General features: G+C 63.2%; 13 protein-coding genes and 1 pseudogene. 7 read left to right on the forward strand and 7 right to left on the reverse strand.

What is annotated here, in order from left to right:
• Positions 1-266 precede the first annotated feature (266 nt).
• From HWE01_RS20975 to HWE01_RS21000, 6 genes are all read left to right on the forward strand, one after another.
• Positions 267-2408 (forward strand): 3-hydroxyacyl-CoA dehydrogenase NAD-binding domain-containing protein, encoded by a 2142-nt coding sequence (locus tag HWE01_RS20975; protein WP_241822769.1) that lies wholly within the window; start codon positions 267-269, stop codon positions 2406-2408.
• 77 nt (positions 2409-2485) lie between these two features.
• Positions 2486-3676, forward strand: a complete 1191-nt coding sequence (locus tag HWE01_RS20980) for an acetyl-CoA C-acyltransferase (protein ID WP_241822779.1) — start codon at positions 2486-2488, stop codon at positions 3674-3676.
• Positions 3677-3715: 39 nt separating this feature from the next.
• Positions 3716-4912 carry an acyl-CoA dehydrogenase family protein gene (locus HWE01_RS20985; RefSeq protein ID WP_241822770.1) on the forward strand — a complete coding sequence of 399 codons (1197 nt, stop codon included), beginning with the start codon at positions 3716-3718 and terminating at the stop codon, positions 4910-4912.
• 10 nt (positions 4913-4922) lie between these two features.
• Positions 4923-6068, forward strand: coding sequence for an acyl-CoA dehydrogenase family protein (locus HWE01_RS20990; protein WP_241822771.1), 1146 nt, complete (start codon positions 4923-4925; stop codon positions 6066-6068).
• Positions 6065-6865, forward strand: a complete 801-nt coding sequence (locus HWE01_RS20995; protein ID WP_241822772.1) for an oxepin-CoA hydrolase, alternative type — start codon at positions 6065-6067, stop codon at positions 6863-6865. Before HWE01_RS20990 ends, HWE01_RS20995 begins: the two co-directional genes overlap by 4 nt.
• Positions 6866-6937: 72 nt before the next feature.
• The gene (locus HWE01_RS21000) at positions 6938-8146 is read left to right on the forward strand and encodes a CaiB/BaiF CoA transferase family protein (protein ID WP_008326320.1); all 1209 of its coding nucleotides are present in this window, start codon (positions 6938-6940) and stop codon (positions 8144-8146) included.
• Between the two features lie 59 nt (positions 8147-8205).
• On the opposite strand, the gene HWE01_RS21005 is transcribed toward HWE01_RS21000, so the two are convergent.
• Both HWE01_RS21005 and HWE01_RS21010 read right to left on the reverse strand, forming a co-directional pair.
• A complete protein-coding gene (locus HWE01_RS21005; protein ID WP_008326319.1) occupies positions 8206-9399 on the reverse strand; it encodes an acyl-CoA dehydrogenase in 1194 nt (397 codons plus the stop codon).
• 183 nt (positions 9400-9582) lie between these two features.
• A complete protein-coding gene (locus HWE01_RS21010) occupies positions 9583-10494 on the reverse strand; it encodes a LysR family transcriptional regulator (RefSeq protein WP_241822773.1) in 912 nt (303 codons plus the stop codon).
• 448 nt (positions 10495-10942) lie between these two features.
• Here HWE01_RS21010 and HWE01_RS21015 point away from each other — a divergent pair, with 448 nt between their 5' ends.
• Positions 10943-12490 carry a methyl-accepting chemotaxis protein gene (locus HWE01_RS21015; RefSeq protein WP_241822774.1) on the forward strand — a complete coding sequence of 516 codons (1548 nt, stop codon included), beginning with the start codon at positions 10943-10945 and terminating at the stop codon, positions 12488-12490.
• A 74-nt stretch (positions 12491-12564) separates the two neighbouring features.
• Here HWE01_RS21015 and HWE01_RS21020 read toward each other — a convergent pair whose 3' ends face one another.
• The 5 genes and pseudogenes from HWE01_RS21020 to HWE01_RS21040 all read right to left on the reverse strand — a co-directional run.
• A complete protein-coding gene (locus tag HWE01_RS21020) occupies positions 12565-13203 on the reverse strand; it encodes a LysE family translocator (RefSeq protein ID WP_008326316.1) in 639 nt (212 codons plus the stop codon).
• Positions 13187-13399 carry a hypothetical protein gene (locus HWE01_RS21025; RefSeq protein ID WP_241822775.1) on the reverse strand — a complete coding sequence of 71 codons (213 nt, stop codon included), beginning with the start codon at positions 13397-13399 and terminating at the stop codon, positions 13187-13189. The genes HWE01_RS21020 and HWE01_RS21025 overlap by 17 nt, the downstream gene beginning before the upstream one ends.
• Positions 13400-13519: 120 nt before the next feature.
• Positions 13520-13693: pseudogene (locus tag HWE01_RS21030) on the reverse strand (hemagglutinin repeat-containing protein); the annotation flags it as partial.
• 86 nt (positions 13694-13779) lie between these two features.
• Positions 13780-14220 (reverse strand): hypothetical protein, encoded by a 441-nt coding sequence (locus HWE01_RS21035; RefSeq protein WP_241822776.1) that lies wholly within the window; start codon positions 14218-14220, stop codon positions 13780-13782.
• Positions 14217-14540: CdiA family toxin C-terminal domain-containing protein (locus tag HWE01_RS21040; RefSeq protein ID WP_241822777.1), on the reverse strand; the 324-nt coding region annotated here is incomplete at its 5' end. The genes HWE01_RS21035 and HWE01_RS21040, both read right to left, overlap by 4 nt.

Raw genomic sequence — 14540 nt, forward strand, 5'->3', positions numbered from 1 at the left:
TTGCGAACGCGTGTTCCGCTGTGCGAAATCATCGGTCTACGTGTGGTCCATCTGCATCGTGGAAAGGCCCTGCCGGCCCCGACCCCATTCTGAAGAATCGCCCGCAAAGCCGCGCCCCTTCTGCCTCCCTTAGAGAATTGTGCAGATTGCCACCCTTGTTCATGCACGGTTTACACACACGACGCAAATGCGGTATCGTTGCCGGAAAATCCAATTTGCGAACTTGAATTTCGCTATGCGAACCAACTAAATCAGGAGACTGCTGCATGTCCAACCAAGCCACGGTTGCGGGCGAGCTACCCCCCGTTCATCTGGCGCGCGAAGGCGCCATCCTGGTCGTGACCATCGACAATGCGCCGGTCAATGCACTGGGTGTCGCAGTGCGCCGGGGCTTGCTGGCGGCCATCGAAGAAGGTGAGGCCGATGCAGGCGTGGCCGCCATCCTGGTGACTGGCGCGGGCCGCAACTTCATCGGTGGTGCCGACATCCGCGAGTTCGGCAAACCGCCCCAGGCACCGCTGCTGACCGAGCTGTGCAACCGCATCGAGGCCTGCAGCAAGCCGGTGCTGGCGGCCATCCACGGCGCGGCCCTGGGCGGCGGACTGGAAGTGGCGCTGGCAGCGCACTACCGGCTGGCCCTCGCCAACGCCCGTCTGGGACTGCCGGAAGTCCAGCTGGGCCTGCTGCCCGGTGCCGGAGGCACCCAGCGCACGCCACGCCTCATCGGCGCGCAGGCCGCGCTGGAGATGATGCTCAGCGGTCGCCACCTGGGCGCCAAGGAAGCCCTGGGGCTGGGACTGGTCGACCATCTGGCCGAGGGTGAGGACGCCGCACAAGCGCGCGCGGCCGGTCTGCGCGAATTGCAGACGCTGCTGGACATGGGCGCCCCGGTACGCCGCAGTCGCGACGGCAGCGCCCTGGCCGACAGCGCTGCCGCGCAGGCCGCCATCAGCGCCGCCCGCGCCGAGACCGGCAAGAAATCGCGCGGCCTGTTCTCCCCGCACAAGATCATCGATGCCGTCGAAGCCGCCATCACCCTGCCCTTCGACCAGGGCCTGGCGCTGGAACGCCAGTTCTTCCTGCAATGTCTGGACAGCCCGCAGCGCGCCGGTCTGATCCATGCCTTCTTCGCCGAACGCGAAGTGCAGAAAGCCCCCGAGACCCGCAACGCCCAGCCCCGCCCCATCGCCCGGATCGGCGTGGTCGGCGGCGGCACCATGGGTGCGGGCATCGCCGTGGCGGTACTCGATGCCGGTTTGCCGGTGACCATGATCGAACGCGACGATGAAGCCCTCGCACGTGGACGCGGCCATGTGGAAAAAGTTTACGACGCCCAGGTGGCCAAGGGCCGTCTCACGCAAGAGGCCCGCGATGCCGTGCTGGCGCGCTTGCACGGCAGCACCCGTTATGAAGACTTGTCCGCCGCCGATGTGGTGATCGAAGCCGTGTTCGAAGATCTGAACGTGAAACAAGCCGTCTTCGCTGAACTGGACCGCGTCTGCAAACCCGGTGCCGTATTGGCGACCAACACTTCCTACCTCGACATCGATGCGATTGCCGCCAGCATCTCCCGTCCTGCGGACGTGATCGGCCTGCACTTCTTCTCCCCCGCCAATGTGATGAAGCTGCTGGAAATCGTGGTACCGCGCCAGGTCGCCAGCGAGGTTGTGGCTACCGCCTTCGAACTGGCCAAGCGCCTGCGCAAGGTGCCGGTGCGCGCCGGTGTCTGTGATGGCTTCATCGGCAATCGCATCCTGGCCGTGTATCGCCAGGCGGCCGATGCCCTGATGGAAGATGGCGCTTCACCCTATGAGATCGATGCCGCCGTGCGTGACTTCGGTTTTGCCATGGGGCCGTACCAGGTAGTGGACCTGGCCGGTGGCGACATCGGCTGGGCCACCCGCAAGCGCCGCGCCGCCACCCGCGATCCGCGTGCGCGCTACGTCCACATTGCCGACCGCCTGTGCGAGCGCGGCTGGTTTGGACAGAAGAGCGGACGCGGCTTCTATCGCTATCCCGATGGTCCGCGCAGCGGCGCACCCGATCCGGAAGTGCTGGCGCTCATCGACGAGGAACGTGCACGCGCCGGCATCACCCCGCGCAGCTTCAGCAAGGAAGACATCCAGCGCCGCTACCTGGCCGCGATGATCAATGAAGGTGCCAATGTGGTCCATCAGCGCATTGCCCTGCGTCCGCTGGATGTGGATGTCACCTTCCTGTACGGCTACGGTTTCCCGCGCCATCGTGGCGGCCCCATGAAATATGCCGACATGGTGGGCCTGCCCAATGTGCTGGCCGACATCCGTACCTTTGCCGCCGAAGACCCGCTGTTCTGGACACCCTCGCCGCTGCTGGTGGAGCTGGTCGAACGCGGTGCCAATTTTGATTCGCTGAACCAGGCCGGCTGATCGCCAAACCGGACTCGCCGGAGACCGTGGGCATCGCCGGTCTCCCCATTGCACCATCCTTCCAGGAGAATTCCATGATGCGGGAAGCCGTCATCGTATCCACCGCGCGTACCCCCTTGACCAAGGCCCATCGCGGCGAATTCAACGTCACGCCCGGTCCGACCCTGGCGGCCTTTGCGGTGCGCGCAGCGGTTGAGCGCGCCGGCATCGACCCGGGCCAGATCGAGGATGCCATCCTCGGCTGCGGCTATCCGGAAGGTACCACCGGCCGCAATATCGCGCGCCAGGCCATCGTGCGCGCGGGCCTGCCCATCAGCATCGCCGGCACCACCGTCAATCGTTTTTGTGCCTCCGGCCTGCAAGCCATTGCCATGGCGGCCGGGCGCATCGTGGTCGATGGTGCTGATGCCATGATCGCAGGCGGTGTCGAAAGCATCTCGCAGATCCGCAGCCGTAGTGCCACCGACAGCGGCGACAGCGGCATGGACCCATGGATCGTCGAACACAAGCCCGATCTCTATCTGCCCATGATCGAGACCGCCGACATCGTGGCCGCGCGCTACGGCATCACCCGCGAAGACCAGGACCGCTTCTCCGAAGCCAGCCAGCGCAAGACCGCCGAGGCACAGGCGGCCGGACGCTACCGCGACGAGATCGTGGCCTGCACCACCACCATGCAGGTCACCGACAAGGCCAGCGGCCAGACCAGCCTGCGCGAAGTCACGGTGGAGGCCGACAACTGCAATCGTCCCGGCACCACCTATGAGGCGCTGGCCAAGCTGGCCCCGGTGATGGGTGCGGACCAGTTCATCACCGCCGGCAATTCCTCGCAGCTCTCCGATGGTGCCTCGGCCTGCGTGATGATGGAAGCGCGCGCCGCCGAACGCGCCGGATTGCCGGTGCTGGGCGCTTTCCGTGGCCTGGTGGTGGCCGGCTGCGAACCCGACGAGATGGGTATCGGCCCGGTCTTTGCGGTGCCGCGCCTGTTGCAGCGCCATGGCCTGCGCATGGATGACATCGGCCTGTGGGAACTCAACGAAGCCTTCGCCTCGCAAGCCCTGTACTGCCAGCGCCGCCTGGGCATTCCGGACGAACTGCTCAACGTCAACGGCGGAGCCATTTCCATCGGCCATCCCTTCGGCATGACCGGAGCGCGCCTGGCCGGCCACGTGCTCATCGAGGGCAAGCGGCGCGGTGCGCGCTACGCGGTGGTGACCATGTGCATCGCCGGCGGCATGGGTGCGGCCGGCCTGTTTGAAATCTATTGAAGCGCAGCATCGCTGCACTGCATCCCCAAGGAGACTGGAATGGATCTGAATTTCACCCCGGCCGAAGAAGCCTTCCGCGACAGCGTGCGCGCCTTCCTCGCCGAGAAGCTGCCCAAGGCCTTGTCGGACAAGGTGGCCAGCGGCAAGCACCTGAGCCGCGACGAGATGGAACAATGGCACGCCATCCTCAACGAACGCGGCTGGCTGGCCAATCACTGGCCCCGCGAATATGGCGGTACCGGCTGGACCGTGATCGAAAAATTCATCTTCGAACACGAATGCTGCCTGGCGCATGCGCCGCGCGTGGTGCCTTTCGGCGTCAACATGCTGGGACCGGTACTGATCAAGTACGGCAATGAAGCGCAGAAGCGATACTGGCTGCCGCGCATCCTCAGTGGCGAGGACTGGTGGTGCCAGGGCTATTCGGAACCCGGTGCAGGTTCCGACCTGGCCGCCGTGAAGACGCATGCGGTCCGCGATGGAGACCATTACATCGTCAATGGCCAGAAGACCTGGACCACGCTGGGCCACTACGCCAACATGATCTTCTGCCTGGTACGTACCAACCGCGAAGCCAAGAAGCAGGAAGGCATCAGCTTCCTCTTGATCGACATGAATGCACCGGGCGTGGAAGTGCGCCCCATCATCACCCTGGACGGCGAGCACGAAGTCAACGAGGTCTTCTTCACCGATGTGCGCGTGCCGGTACAAAACCTGGTCGGCGAGGAAGATCGCGGCTGGAGTTGCGCCAAGTATCTGCTGACCTACGAGCGCACCAACATCGCCGGCATCGGCTTCTCGGTGGCCGCCCTGCAACGCCTGAAGAAAATCGCCACCGCGCAACGCGGCCATGGTCGCCCGCTGGCCGACGACCCGCTCTTCGCTGCCCGCATGGCCCGCGTGGAAATCGATCTGGAGAACATGAAGACCACCAACCTGCGCGTCATCTCGGCCGTCGCCGGCGGTGGTGCACCCGGTGCAGAAAGCTCCATGCTCAAGATACGCGGCACCGAGATCCGCCAGGAAATCACCGCCCTCACCCGCCGTGCCATGGGCCCTTACGCGCGCCCGTATCAATGGCAGGCGCAGGACGAAGGCCACGACGGCCATACGCTCGGCCCGGAAGCGGCTGCCGGCGCGGCCGCGCATTACTTCAACAATCGCAAGCTGTCGATCTTCGGCGGCTCCAATGAAATCCAGAAGAACATCATCGCCAAGATGATCCTTGGCCTGTGAGGGAATGCCCATGAATTTCGAGCACACCGAAGAACGCCGCATGCTGGCCGACAGCCTGCGTCGTCTCATTACCGAACAGTATGGTTTTGAAGAACGCAAGCACCTGCTGCAATCCGCACCCGGCATGAGCCGCGACATGTGGTCGCAGCTGGCCGAAATGGGCGTGATCGGCGCACTCTTCCGTGAGGAAGACGGCGGCTACGGCGGTGGGGGTTTCGATATCGCCGTGGTGTTTGAAGAGATCGGCCGCGGCCTGCTGCTGGAGCCCTTGCTGGGCAGTGCCATCCTGGTCGGCGAGGCCATCGCGGCCGCTGGCACGCCCGCACAGAAGGCCTTGCTGGAACCCATCATCGCCGGCCAGACCCTGGCCGCCTTGGCCCATGAAGAAGCCGACAGCCACTATGCACCCACGCATGTGACCACGCGCGCCACGCAAGAAGCCGACGGAAGCTGGCACCTGCAAGGCCACAAGGCGGTCGTGGTGCAAGCGGAAGCGGCGGATGTGTTGCTGGTCTCAGCCCGTACCAGCGGCTCGAGCGATGACGCTGACGGCATCTCGCTGTTCCTGATCCCGGCCAATACGGCGGGCCTGCAATTGCAAGGCAGCGACACCATCGACGGTGGCCGCGTAGCCGACCTGCTGCTGCAAGATGTGGCCCTGCCCGCCGACGCCCTGCTGGGCAGCGCGGGCCAAGGCGCTGCGCTGCTGGAGCGCATCCTCGGACGCGGCGTGCTGGCGCTGTGCGCCGAAGCACTGGGCGCGATGGAAGTGGCCAAGGAAGCCACGCTGGATTACCTGCGCACCCGCAAGCAGTTCGGCCTGCCCATCGGCAGCTTCCAGGCCCTGCAACATCGCATGGCCGACCTGCTGCTGGAGGTGGAACAGGCCCGCTCGGCGGTCATCAATGCCGCGGCCGCACTGGAGGCCGATCGTCTCACACGCGAACGCGCCCTGTCGGCGGCCAAGTTCAGCATCGGCCGCATCGGTACGCTGGTGGCCGAAGAATCCATCCAGCTGCACGGCGGCATCGGCATGACCTGGGAACTGCCGCTGTCGCATTACGCCAAGCGCCTGGTGATGATCGACCACCAGCTCGGTGACGAGGACTACCACCTGCAACGCTATATCGCGCTGAGCCGCGACATGCCGGCATGAGCGAAGTCCTGCAGGAGCAGCGCGGTGCGGTGCGCGTGCTCATCAATCACGATCCGGCCACGCGCAATGCCCTCAACGCTGACCTGTATGCCGCGCTGACGGCCGCGCTCGACCAGGCCCAGGCTGATCCGCAAGTGGGGGCCATCGTGCTGGCCGGGGGCGGCAACTTGTTCTGCTCCGGCGGCGACCTGCGCCTGCTGGCCCAGCGCCGCAGCATGGCACCCCAGCAGCGCCGTGCAAAGCTGGAAGGTTTGCACGACCTGATCCGCCACATCGGCCGCTGCAGCAAGCCGGTGATCGCCGCAGTCGAAGGTGGCGCAGCAGGTGCCGGACTGTCGCTGGCCTTGGCCTGCGATCTGCTGGTGACCACGCGCCAAGCGCAGTTCTCGGTGGCCTATGTCAAGGTCGGGCTCACGCCCGATGGCGGCGTGACGGCCTTCCTCGCGCAATTCCTGTCGCGCCAGATGCTGACCCAGCTGTGCCTGTCGGGCGAGCGTTTCAATGGCGAACGCCTGCATGCCATGGGTGCGGTCAATCAGCTGGCCGAGGCAGGACAGGCACTGGAAGCCGCCGTGCAACTGGCCGCCACCCTGGCCGACGGTCCGGCACAGGCCATGGCCCGCATCAAGCACCTGTGCCAGCATGCCTACGGCGCCACGCTGGAAGAACAACTGGAACTGGAAGCGCAGCACATGGTGCTCTCGCAGGGCGAAGACGAAGCGGCCGAGGGCATTCACGCCTTCCTCGAAAAACGGCCTGCCGATTTCCGGCGGCTGCGTCAGGCAACGAAACAATAGCTGTACCGGGATGCGCACGGACGTCATACAGAACAACAAGCGCAGCACGCATCCCGTCCATGAGGAGACAAGATGACTGAACAAACTGCATCCCTGCCGCTGGCCGGCGTGCGCGTACTGGACCTCTCGCGCGTGCTGGCCGGCCCCTGGTGTGCGATGGTACTGGGCGACCTGGGCGCCGAAGTGATCAAGGTCGAGCACCCCGAACGCGGCGACGACACGCGCGACTGGGGTACCCGCATCGGCTCGACCGAGACCGCGTATTTCAACAGCGTCAACCGCAACAAGCGCTCCATCAGCGTGGACCTGCAGACCGAAGAAGGCCAGGACATCGTGCGCCAGCTGGCCCGCAAGAGCGATGTGGTGATCCAGAATTTCAAGTTCGGCGGCGTGCAGAAATTTGGCCTCGATTACGAGACCCTGCGCCGCGACAATCCCGGCCTGGTGTATTGCTCCATCACCGGCTACGACAGCAGCGGGCCGGAGGCCACACGGCCCGGCTATGACCTGGTGATCCAGGGCGAATCCGGCCTGATGTCACTCAATGGCGAGGCCAGCCAGCCGCCGCTGAAACTGGGCGTGGCGGCGGTGGACCTGTTCACCGGCATGTATTCCGCCCAGGGCGTGCTGGCCGCGCTGTACCAGCGCCAGCAGACCGGACAGGGCCGGCATGTGGAGATGGCGCTGTTCGACTGCGGCGTCATGATCACTTCGTATTACGGACTGGAAGCACTGATCCTGGGCGACGATCCGCCGCGCTATGGCAATGCGCATCCTTCCATCATTCCCTATGGCGTCTTCGATGCGGCCGATGGCCGCCTGGTCATCACGGTAGGCACCAACAGCCAGTACCAGCGCTTCTGCCACAGCGTCATCGACCGTCCCGACCTGGCCGAGGATGCGCGCTTCAAGACCAACGTCAGCCGTGGCCAGCATCGCGACGTGCTGGTCCCGGAAATCAACCGCGAACTCAAGGCCCGCAAGCGCGCCGACCTGCTGGCCAAGCTGCACCAGGCCGGCATTCCCTGCGGTGAAGTGCTGGGCCTGCATGAGGCCCTGACCAGCCCGCGCGCTAGCTCTGCCGGCCTGGTCAGCACGCATCCGCATGCGCAAGCGGGCAGCGTACAAGTGCTGACGCCGCCCTATCGTTTCGATGGGGAACGTCTGCCGGTACGCAGGGCACCACCCTCGTTGGGTGAAGGCACGGGAGAAGTCTTGCAGTCGCTGCTGGGGATGGAAGAAGCGCAGATCGCCGCGCTGCGCGAGCGAGGGGTGTTGTAGCGAGAGGGGAGTAGACCGCCTGCAGGCCACCATGGAGGCGGCCCGCAGGCGATGCGGCATCAGTTGGAGAAAGCCGCCAGCCCGGTGATGGCGCGGCCGAGGATGAGCGCATGCACATCATGCGTACCCTCGTAGGTGTTGACCACTTCCAGATTGACCAGATGACGCGCCACGCCGAACTCGTCGGAGATGCCGTTGCCGCCCATCATGTCGCGCGCCATGCGGGCGATGTCCAGGGCCTTGCCGCAGCTGTTGCGCTTCATGATCGAGGTCTGCTCGATGCCTGAATAACCTTCATCCTTCAAACGCCCCAGGCGCAGGCAGCCTTGCAGGCCAAGCGAGATTTCGGTGAGCATGTCCGCCAGTTTCTTCTGCACCAGCTGGTTGGCCGCCAGCGGACGGCCGAACTGCTGGCGTTCCATGGTGTAGCGGCGCGCACGCTCGTAGCAGTCTTCGGCCGCCCCCAGTGCCCCCCAGGCGATACCGTAGCGGGCGCTGTTGAGACAGGTGAAGGGGCCCTTCAATCCGCGCACGTCGGGAAAGGCGTTCTCTTCCGGACAGAACACGTTGTCCATCACGATCTCACCGGTGATGGAGGAACGCAGGCCGACCTTGCCGTGGATGGCCGGTGCCGACAAGCCCTTGGCCCCCTTGTCGAGGATGAAGCCGCGAATCTCGCCTTCGTCATCCTTGGCCCACACCACGAAGACATCGGCCACCGGGCTGTTGGTGATCCACATCTTGCTGCCGGACAGGCTGTAGCCCCCATCCACCTTGCGCGCGCGGGTGATCATGCTGCCGGGGTCGGAACCGTGGTTGGGTTCGGTCAGGCCGAAGCATCCTATCCATTCGCCACTGGCCAGCTTGGGCAGGTATTTCTGCTTCTGCGCCTCGGTGCCGAAGGCGTTGATGGGCGTCATCACCAGCGAGGATTGCACGCTCATCATGGAGCGATAGCCGGAATCGACGCGCTCGACTTCGCGCGCGATCAAGCCATAACAAACGTAATTCAGACCGGCACCACCGTATTGCTCATCGATGGTCGCGCCCAGCAGGCCCAGTTCGCCCATCTCGCGGAAGATGCTCACATCCATCTTCTCGTGGCGGAAGGCTTCCAGCACGCGCGGGGCCAGGCGATCCTGGCAATAGGCCTGGGCGGCGTCGCGCACCTGGCGTTCATCGTCGCTCAGTTGCTGCTCCAGCATCAGGGGATCGGCGTAATCGAAGGAATGTCGTTGCGATGTTTTGCTCATGGAAGCCTCATTTGTGCATCAGGAATCGTTGCGGGATCACTGTCGCGCAGACAGTGATCCCGCAGCGGCGGTGGACAAAAATATACGGACTGCCCTGCCCCGGCGCAAACGAATTGTTTGCATCACCGTGTGCTTTTTTCGCACTCCGGTTCCGCCTGTCGAGACGGCCTTCTCCGACCCGGATCAACCCAATCCGCTGGGCAGGCGATAGGCCTTGGCCTGCTCTTCCAGCCAGTCCTGGAACAGGCGCAGGAGCGGCCGCTCGGAGGTGCGCTCGGGATAGATCAGGTAGTAGGAGTGGGTGCTCAGGTAATCGTGATCAACGGCCACCACCAGCAGGCCGCGCCGCAATTCATCCTCGATCAGGAAGCGCGGGATCAGCGCCACGCCCATGCCGACGATGGCCGCCTGGGTCAGCATGGAGAACAGTTCCAGCTGGGTGCCCACCAGATCGTTCTGCACCTGCATGCCGAAGGAGGCGAACCACTGCCGCCACACGTAGGGACGGGTGCTCTGCTGCAGCAGCGGATAAGCGAGCAGCTCGGTGGGCGTGAGCTTGCGGTCGGGACCGATAAGTTCCGGGCTGGCCACCGCCACCATGCTCTCGCGCATCAGGAACACACCCTCGGTACCGGGCCAGCTGGCTTGCCCGGCGTAGAGCGTGGCATCGAGATTGGTCTCTTCGAAGAGGAAGGGCCGGGTGCGCGGCCGCAGGTTGACGGTCACGCCCGGATGCGCCTCCAGGAAGGAACGCAGGCGCGGCAACAGCCAGCGGGTGGCGAAGGTCGGCATCACGCCCAGCTCCAGGGTATCGCCATGACCGTCGCGCGACATCAGGTGCAGGGCATCGCGCTCGATCTCGTCCAGGCGCTGACCGACCTGATGACTGTAGCTCACCCCGGCCTCGGTCAGGCGCACGCCGCGCTTGGTACGGCGAAACAGCTTCAGGCCCAGGAATTCCTCCAGCGCAGCCACCTGACGGCAGACTGCACTTTGCGTCACGGCCATTTCCTGCGCCGCCTTGGTAAAACTCTGATGGCGTGCAGCAGACTCGAAGACCGCCATGGCCTGGGTAGAAGGGATCTTTCGGCGCATCGGGCAAAAATGGCTCTGAAGTGAATTTTATGCACATCTTATTACAGCGGCGGCGCATTCCAAAATGATCATATGAATAATCTTGTCTGACATCCAGATCACTATCGATATCAATTAGCGCATTGCCTGCATGATTAATTTCATTGGATGGAATTCTTGCCGCTCATTAAGATCAAGCCCGATCCAGCCATGCGACCATCGAACAGCAAGCGCCGGCGGCCGAGGGAGGCCGTTGGCGACAAGAGAGACAGGATGGGCAGGAAGCCGACGCTTCGTGACGGCATGACAGCATGACATCACCAGCACTTCATTGCTCCTCGCGACCACGCCCCCGGCCGCATGCCCCTCTTGACGCCCGCACGCCAAACGGGTGACCTCGCCATCGACGCGTCGACCGCATCGTCGGGATCCGAAACTGAAAACGATATAAAACAAATGCGAGGAAGACATGATCTGGTTCTACAACCTCAACATCGCCAAGAAACTGGCCCTGTCCTTTGCGGTGGTGATTGCGCTGACGCTGTTGCAGGGGCTGTTCGCCATGAAGGAGCTCAAGCAGGTCAACAGCGCTTCCGGCGAGATCGTCAACAAGTGGATGCCGACCATGGATGCCGCCCGCGAGCTGCAGGGTTCGCTGCCGCCGCTACGACTCAATGAACTGGAACTGGTGACCGCCGTCACGCCGCAGGAGCGCAGTGCGGCCAATGCGGCCATCAAGAAGCGTCTGGATGCGCTGGCCAAGCAGCGCGCGGTGTTTGAGCAGCGCATGTCCGAGCCGGAGGAAAAGCAACAGTACGCCCAGTTCGGCAAGAATCTGGCAGCCTATCTGAAAGTAGATGAGCAACTGGCCGAGATGGCTGCCAACCAGCAGTATGACGAGACGCGTGCCCTGTTCCATGGGGAATCGGCCAGGCTCTATGCCGCGATGGTCGGCAACCTCAATGCCATCGTGAAGCTCAATGCCAGCGGCAGCGCCGATGCCGATGAAGAAGCATCGGGCGTATTCCGGGGTGCGCAGCGCTGGATCGTAGGACTGCTGGCGGCCACCGTTGCCGTCGGTTCGCTGCTGGCGTTCGTGGTGGCGGCCAATGTCTCGCGTCCGCTGAAGGAAGCGGTAGAGATTGCCCAGCGCGTGGCACGTGGCGACCTGACCCTGCGCATTCGCCCGGCCGGTCGCGACGAAACCGGACGCCTCATGGAAGCCCTGCGCCTGATGAACGACAGCCTGCGCGACATCGTCAATGAGGTGCGCCAGGGGACCGATACCATCGCCACCGCCTCCAACGAAATCGCGCGCGGCAATCTGGATCTCTCGAACCGCACCGAACAACAGGCCGGTTCGCTGGAAGAGACCGCCTCGGCCATGGAACAACTGACCTCCACCGTGACCCAGAACGCCGACAACGCCCGTCAGGCCAACCAGCTGGCGGCCACCGCATCGGACATCGCCAGCCAGGGCGGTGAAGTGGTGGGCCAGGTGGTGCAAACCATGGAAGGCATCACCGAGAGTTCGCGCCGCATCGCCGACATCATCAGCGTGATCGATGGCATCGCTTTCCAGACCAACATCCTGGCGCTCAATGCAGCGGTGGAGGCGGCGCGAGCTGGCGAACAAGGACGCGGCTTTGCGGTGGTGGCCTCGGAAGTGCGCTCACTGGCGCAGCGTTCGGCCGGTGCGGCCAAGGAAATCAAGGAATTGATTGACGACTCGGTGCAGAAGGTCAGCGCCGGCAGCGCTCTGGTGGAACGCGCCGGCAGCACCATGACCGAAGTGGTGGCCAGCGTGCGCCGCGTGACCGACGTGGTGGCCGAGATCAGCGCGGCCACGCAGGAGCAAAGTGGCGGCATCAATGAAGTCAATCTCGCCATCACGCAGATGGATGAGACCACGCAGCAGAATGCCGCACTGGTGGAGCAGGCTGCGGCGGCAGCGGATTCGCTCAAGGGGCAGGCGGGGAATCTCGCAGCTGTAGTGGGCAAGTTCAAGCTGGATTGAAGCGATATGGCCGACGCCAGATTGCCTGGTGTCGGCCGCGTGCGCTGGCCTCGCGTGCAGCCAAGCTCAGGCGGTCACGGCCCCGTACGCGAGAGCAGCAGCCTGAACCCGAGGCTTATCATGACGCCGCCCGCGATGCGGTCGAACCAGTGCTTGCCCTGCACATACCAGCGGCGTGGACGCGATGAAGAGAGTGCAACGGCCACCAGGCCATACCATCCCGCTTCGATCACGAAGACCAGCAGCAGCGTCAGCGCCTTGAAGGACAGGGAAGTCTGGGCCGGCAAAAAGGCGGCGAACACGCTGGTGTAGGCGATGGCGGTTTTCGGATTGCTGATCTGGGTGACCAGGCCCAGCCACAGGGACCGGCGGGACAAGGAGGGTGATTGGTCGCGCGGTGCGACGTCGTCAGCCATCAGGGGCGTACGCGCCCCGCGCCAGATGCGCCATCCCATGTAGGCCAGATAAACACCACCCCCGAACTTCAACACCAGATAGAGCGAAGGCACTGCCAGCAGCACTGCCTGCAGCCCCAGCAAGGCCGCTGCGGCAAAGAGCACGCCGCCGATCCCCATACCCAGTGCCGCCAGCAGGCCATTGGGTCGTCCGCCGCCCACCGAGGTGCGCGCCACCATCACGAAGCTGGGGCCGGGGCTCATGGTGGCCAGGCTCAGCGTGGCGGCCAGTCCGATCATTTCAGCAAGATGTTGCATGGATAACCTCCTTTTGGCGGTGAGGACGGTCCTCATTGGGTTGTTTCTCCAGGAAGAACGGCACCTCGCTCGCGCCGATGCCCAAGTCATTGAGCTCGCGTGCGCCCATCTCCCGCATTTCCTGCGCGGCGCTCCCGTGTGAAGCGTGATGGTCCCCGAGGACGCGGGCAAGGACCTCTCTGATGATGTGCCACATGGACTTCTCCCTGGATGAATGGGCAGATCATCCGCCAATCGAAGTCATTGGTAAAATTGAGTTTAATGACAGACACTATCAGCAATACTGATGATATAACTCAGCTTCAACGCTGAACTTTTAATCGAGCTGCAGTCGCACTTCATCTCCACCGGCCACCATGCCGGACGCATTGGCGTTGACCGGGAATCCATCCGTACCGATGGAGAAGCCCACCGATCCCGATTTGCTCTGGTTGCTGCTGTTCTGTGCTGAGGTGTTCTGATCGGCCAGCAGGCGGATTTCGTTCGCCGCTTGGAGCGTGGCGTTAAGCTACTGCTGCTGCGGATGCTGAAGGCCCGCTTGACGCTGTCGGCCTTGATTGAAGCCCCCTCCCGGTCTCATAAGCCAAATCTGGCAATGGTCGCGAGCGCCTCCTCCGCACTTTCTGGCTTTTGTTGCGCTATGTTACTCAATGCGACTCGAATATAGTGACGGACCTCTTCGACGGTGTAGTAAACCGTTTCCGGCAGAATTTCACTGAACTCAGAATTTGCCCATGCTTCGTAACAACCAGCTTCAGGTTGAGCAGATCGCTTTACGCATGCGTCCCATTCGTCTGGAAAGTCCGCCAATTTTCTATCCAAGATCAGGTCTAAGGACCAGCCGGGATCGCCACCGCCCGGTGACATCAAATCGTGCAAGAGAATCCCTTTGAGAAATCTATCTAGAGGCGAAAGCCCTGCGTAAAAAGTAAATGAAATGCAGTAAAACAATAGCTCCAGATGATCTCCGCTATAGGTCGGAGGCAAATATTGGCAAGGCTGATACATCGATTTCACTTTTTCACCTTTGGAAAGGAGGGGAAGACAGTCCTAATACTTCCACTGTCTTTATTTACTGGCACGTAAAAACTAATTCCGTTCACAATCACATACTGTCGCGGATTTCGATCGATCTGATACTGAATCATTCCCTTCGCGGCCGCCTCTTGGGCCGAATTTCCCATGCTGATATCGTCATGAACTTTCGGGTCATAGACTGTCTTGGTTTTGGGAGTCTTTCCCGATCCTTTGGGCAAGCGGTACCCGCTGCGTTGGCCGTAAAACCAAACTGGGTCTTGGTACCAAACTGCGCAGTAACGCCAACTCCCCATGACGAC

This window comes from Herbaspirillum sp. C7C8, assembly GCF_022627875.1.
Classification (GTDB): domain Bacteria; phylum Pseudomonadota; class Gammaproteobacteria; order Burkholderiales; family Burkholderiaceae_D; genus Herbaspirillum.

Bases quoted from the DNA above. Each gene is read 5' to 3' on its own strand.
- HWE01_RS21020 (WP_008326316.1), bottom strand. From the start codon at position 13,203: ATGCAACATCTTGCTGAAATGATCGGACTGGCCGCCACGCTGAGCCTG.
- HWE01_RS21005 (WP_008326319.1), bottom strand. From the start codon at position 9,399: ATGAGCAAAACATCGCAACGACATTCCTTCGATTACGCCGATCCCCTG.
- HWE01_RS21010 (WP_241822773.1), bottom strand. From the start codon at position 10,494: ATGCGCCGAAAGATCCCTTCTACCCAGGCCATGGCGGTCTTCGAGTCT.
- HWE01_RS20990 (WP_241822771.1), top strand. From the start codon at position 4,923: ATGAATTTCGAGCACACCGAAGAACGCCGCATGCTGGCCGACAGCCTG.
- HWE01_RS21015 (WP_241822774.1), top strand. From the start codon at position 10,943: ATGATCTGGTTCTACAACCTCAACATCGCCAAGAAACTGGCCCTGTCC.
- HWE01_RS20985 (WP_241822770.1), top strand. From the start codon at position 3,716: ATGGATCTGAATTTCACCCCGGCCGAAGAAGCCTTCCGCGACAGCGTG.
- HWE01_RS21025 (WP_241822775.1), bottom strand. From the start codon at position 13,399: ATGTGGCACATCATCAGAGAGGTCCTTGCCCGCGTCCTCGGGGACCAT.
- HWE01_RS20980 (WP_241822779.1), top strand. From the start codon at position 2,486: ATGCGGGAAGCCGTCATCGTATCCACCGCGCGTACCCCCTTGACCAAG.
- HWE01_RS20975 (WP_241822769.1), top strand. From the start codon at position 267: ATGTCCAACCAAGCCACGGTTGCGGGCGAGCTACCCCCCGTTCATCTG.
- HWE01_RS20995 (WP_241822772.1), top strand. From the start codon at position 6,065: ATGAGCGAAGTCCTGCAGGAGCAGCGCGGTGCGGTGCGCGTGCTCATC.
- HWE01_RS21000 (WP_008326320.1), top strand. From the start codon at position 6,938: ATGACTGAACAAACTGCATCCCTGCCGCTGGCCGGCGTGCGCGTACTG.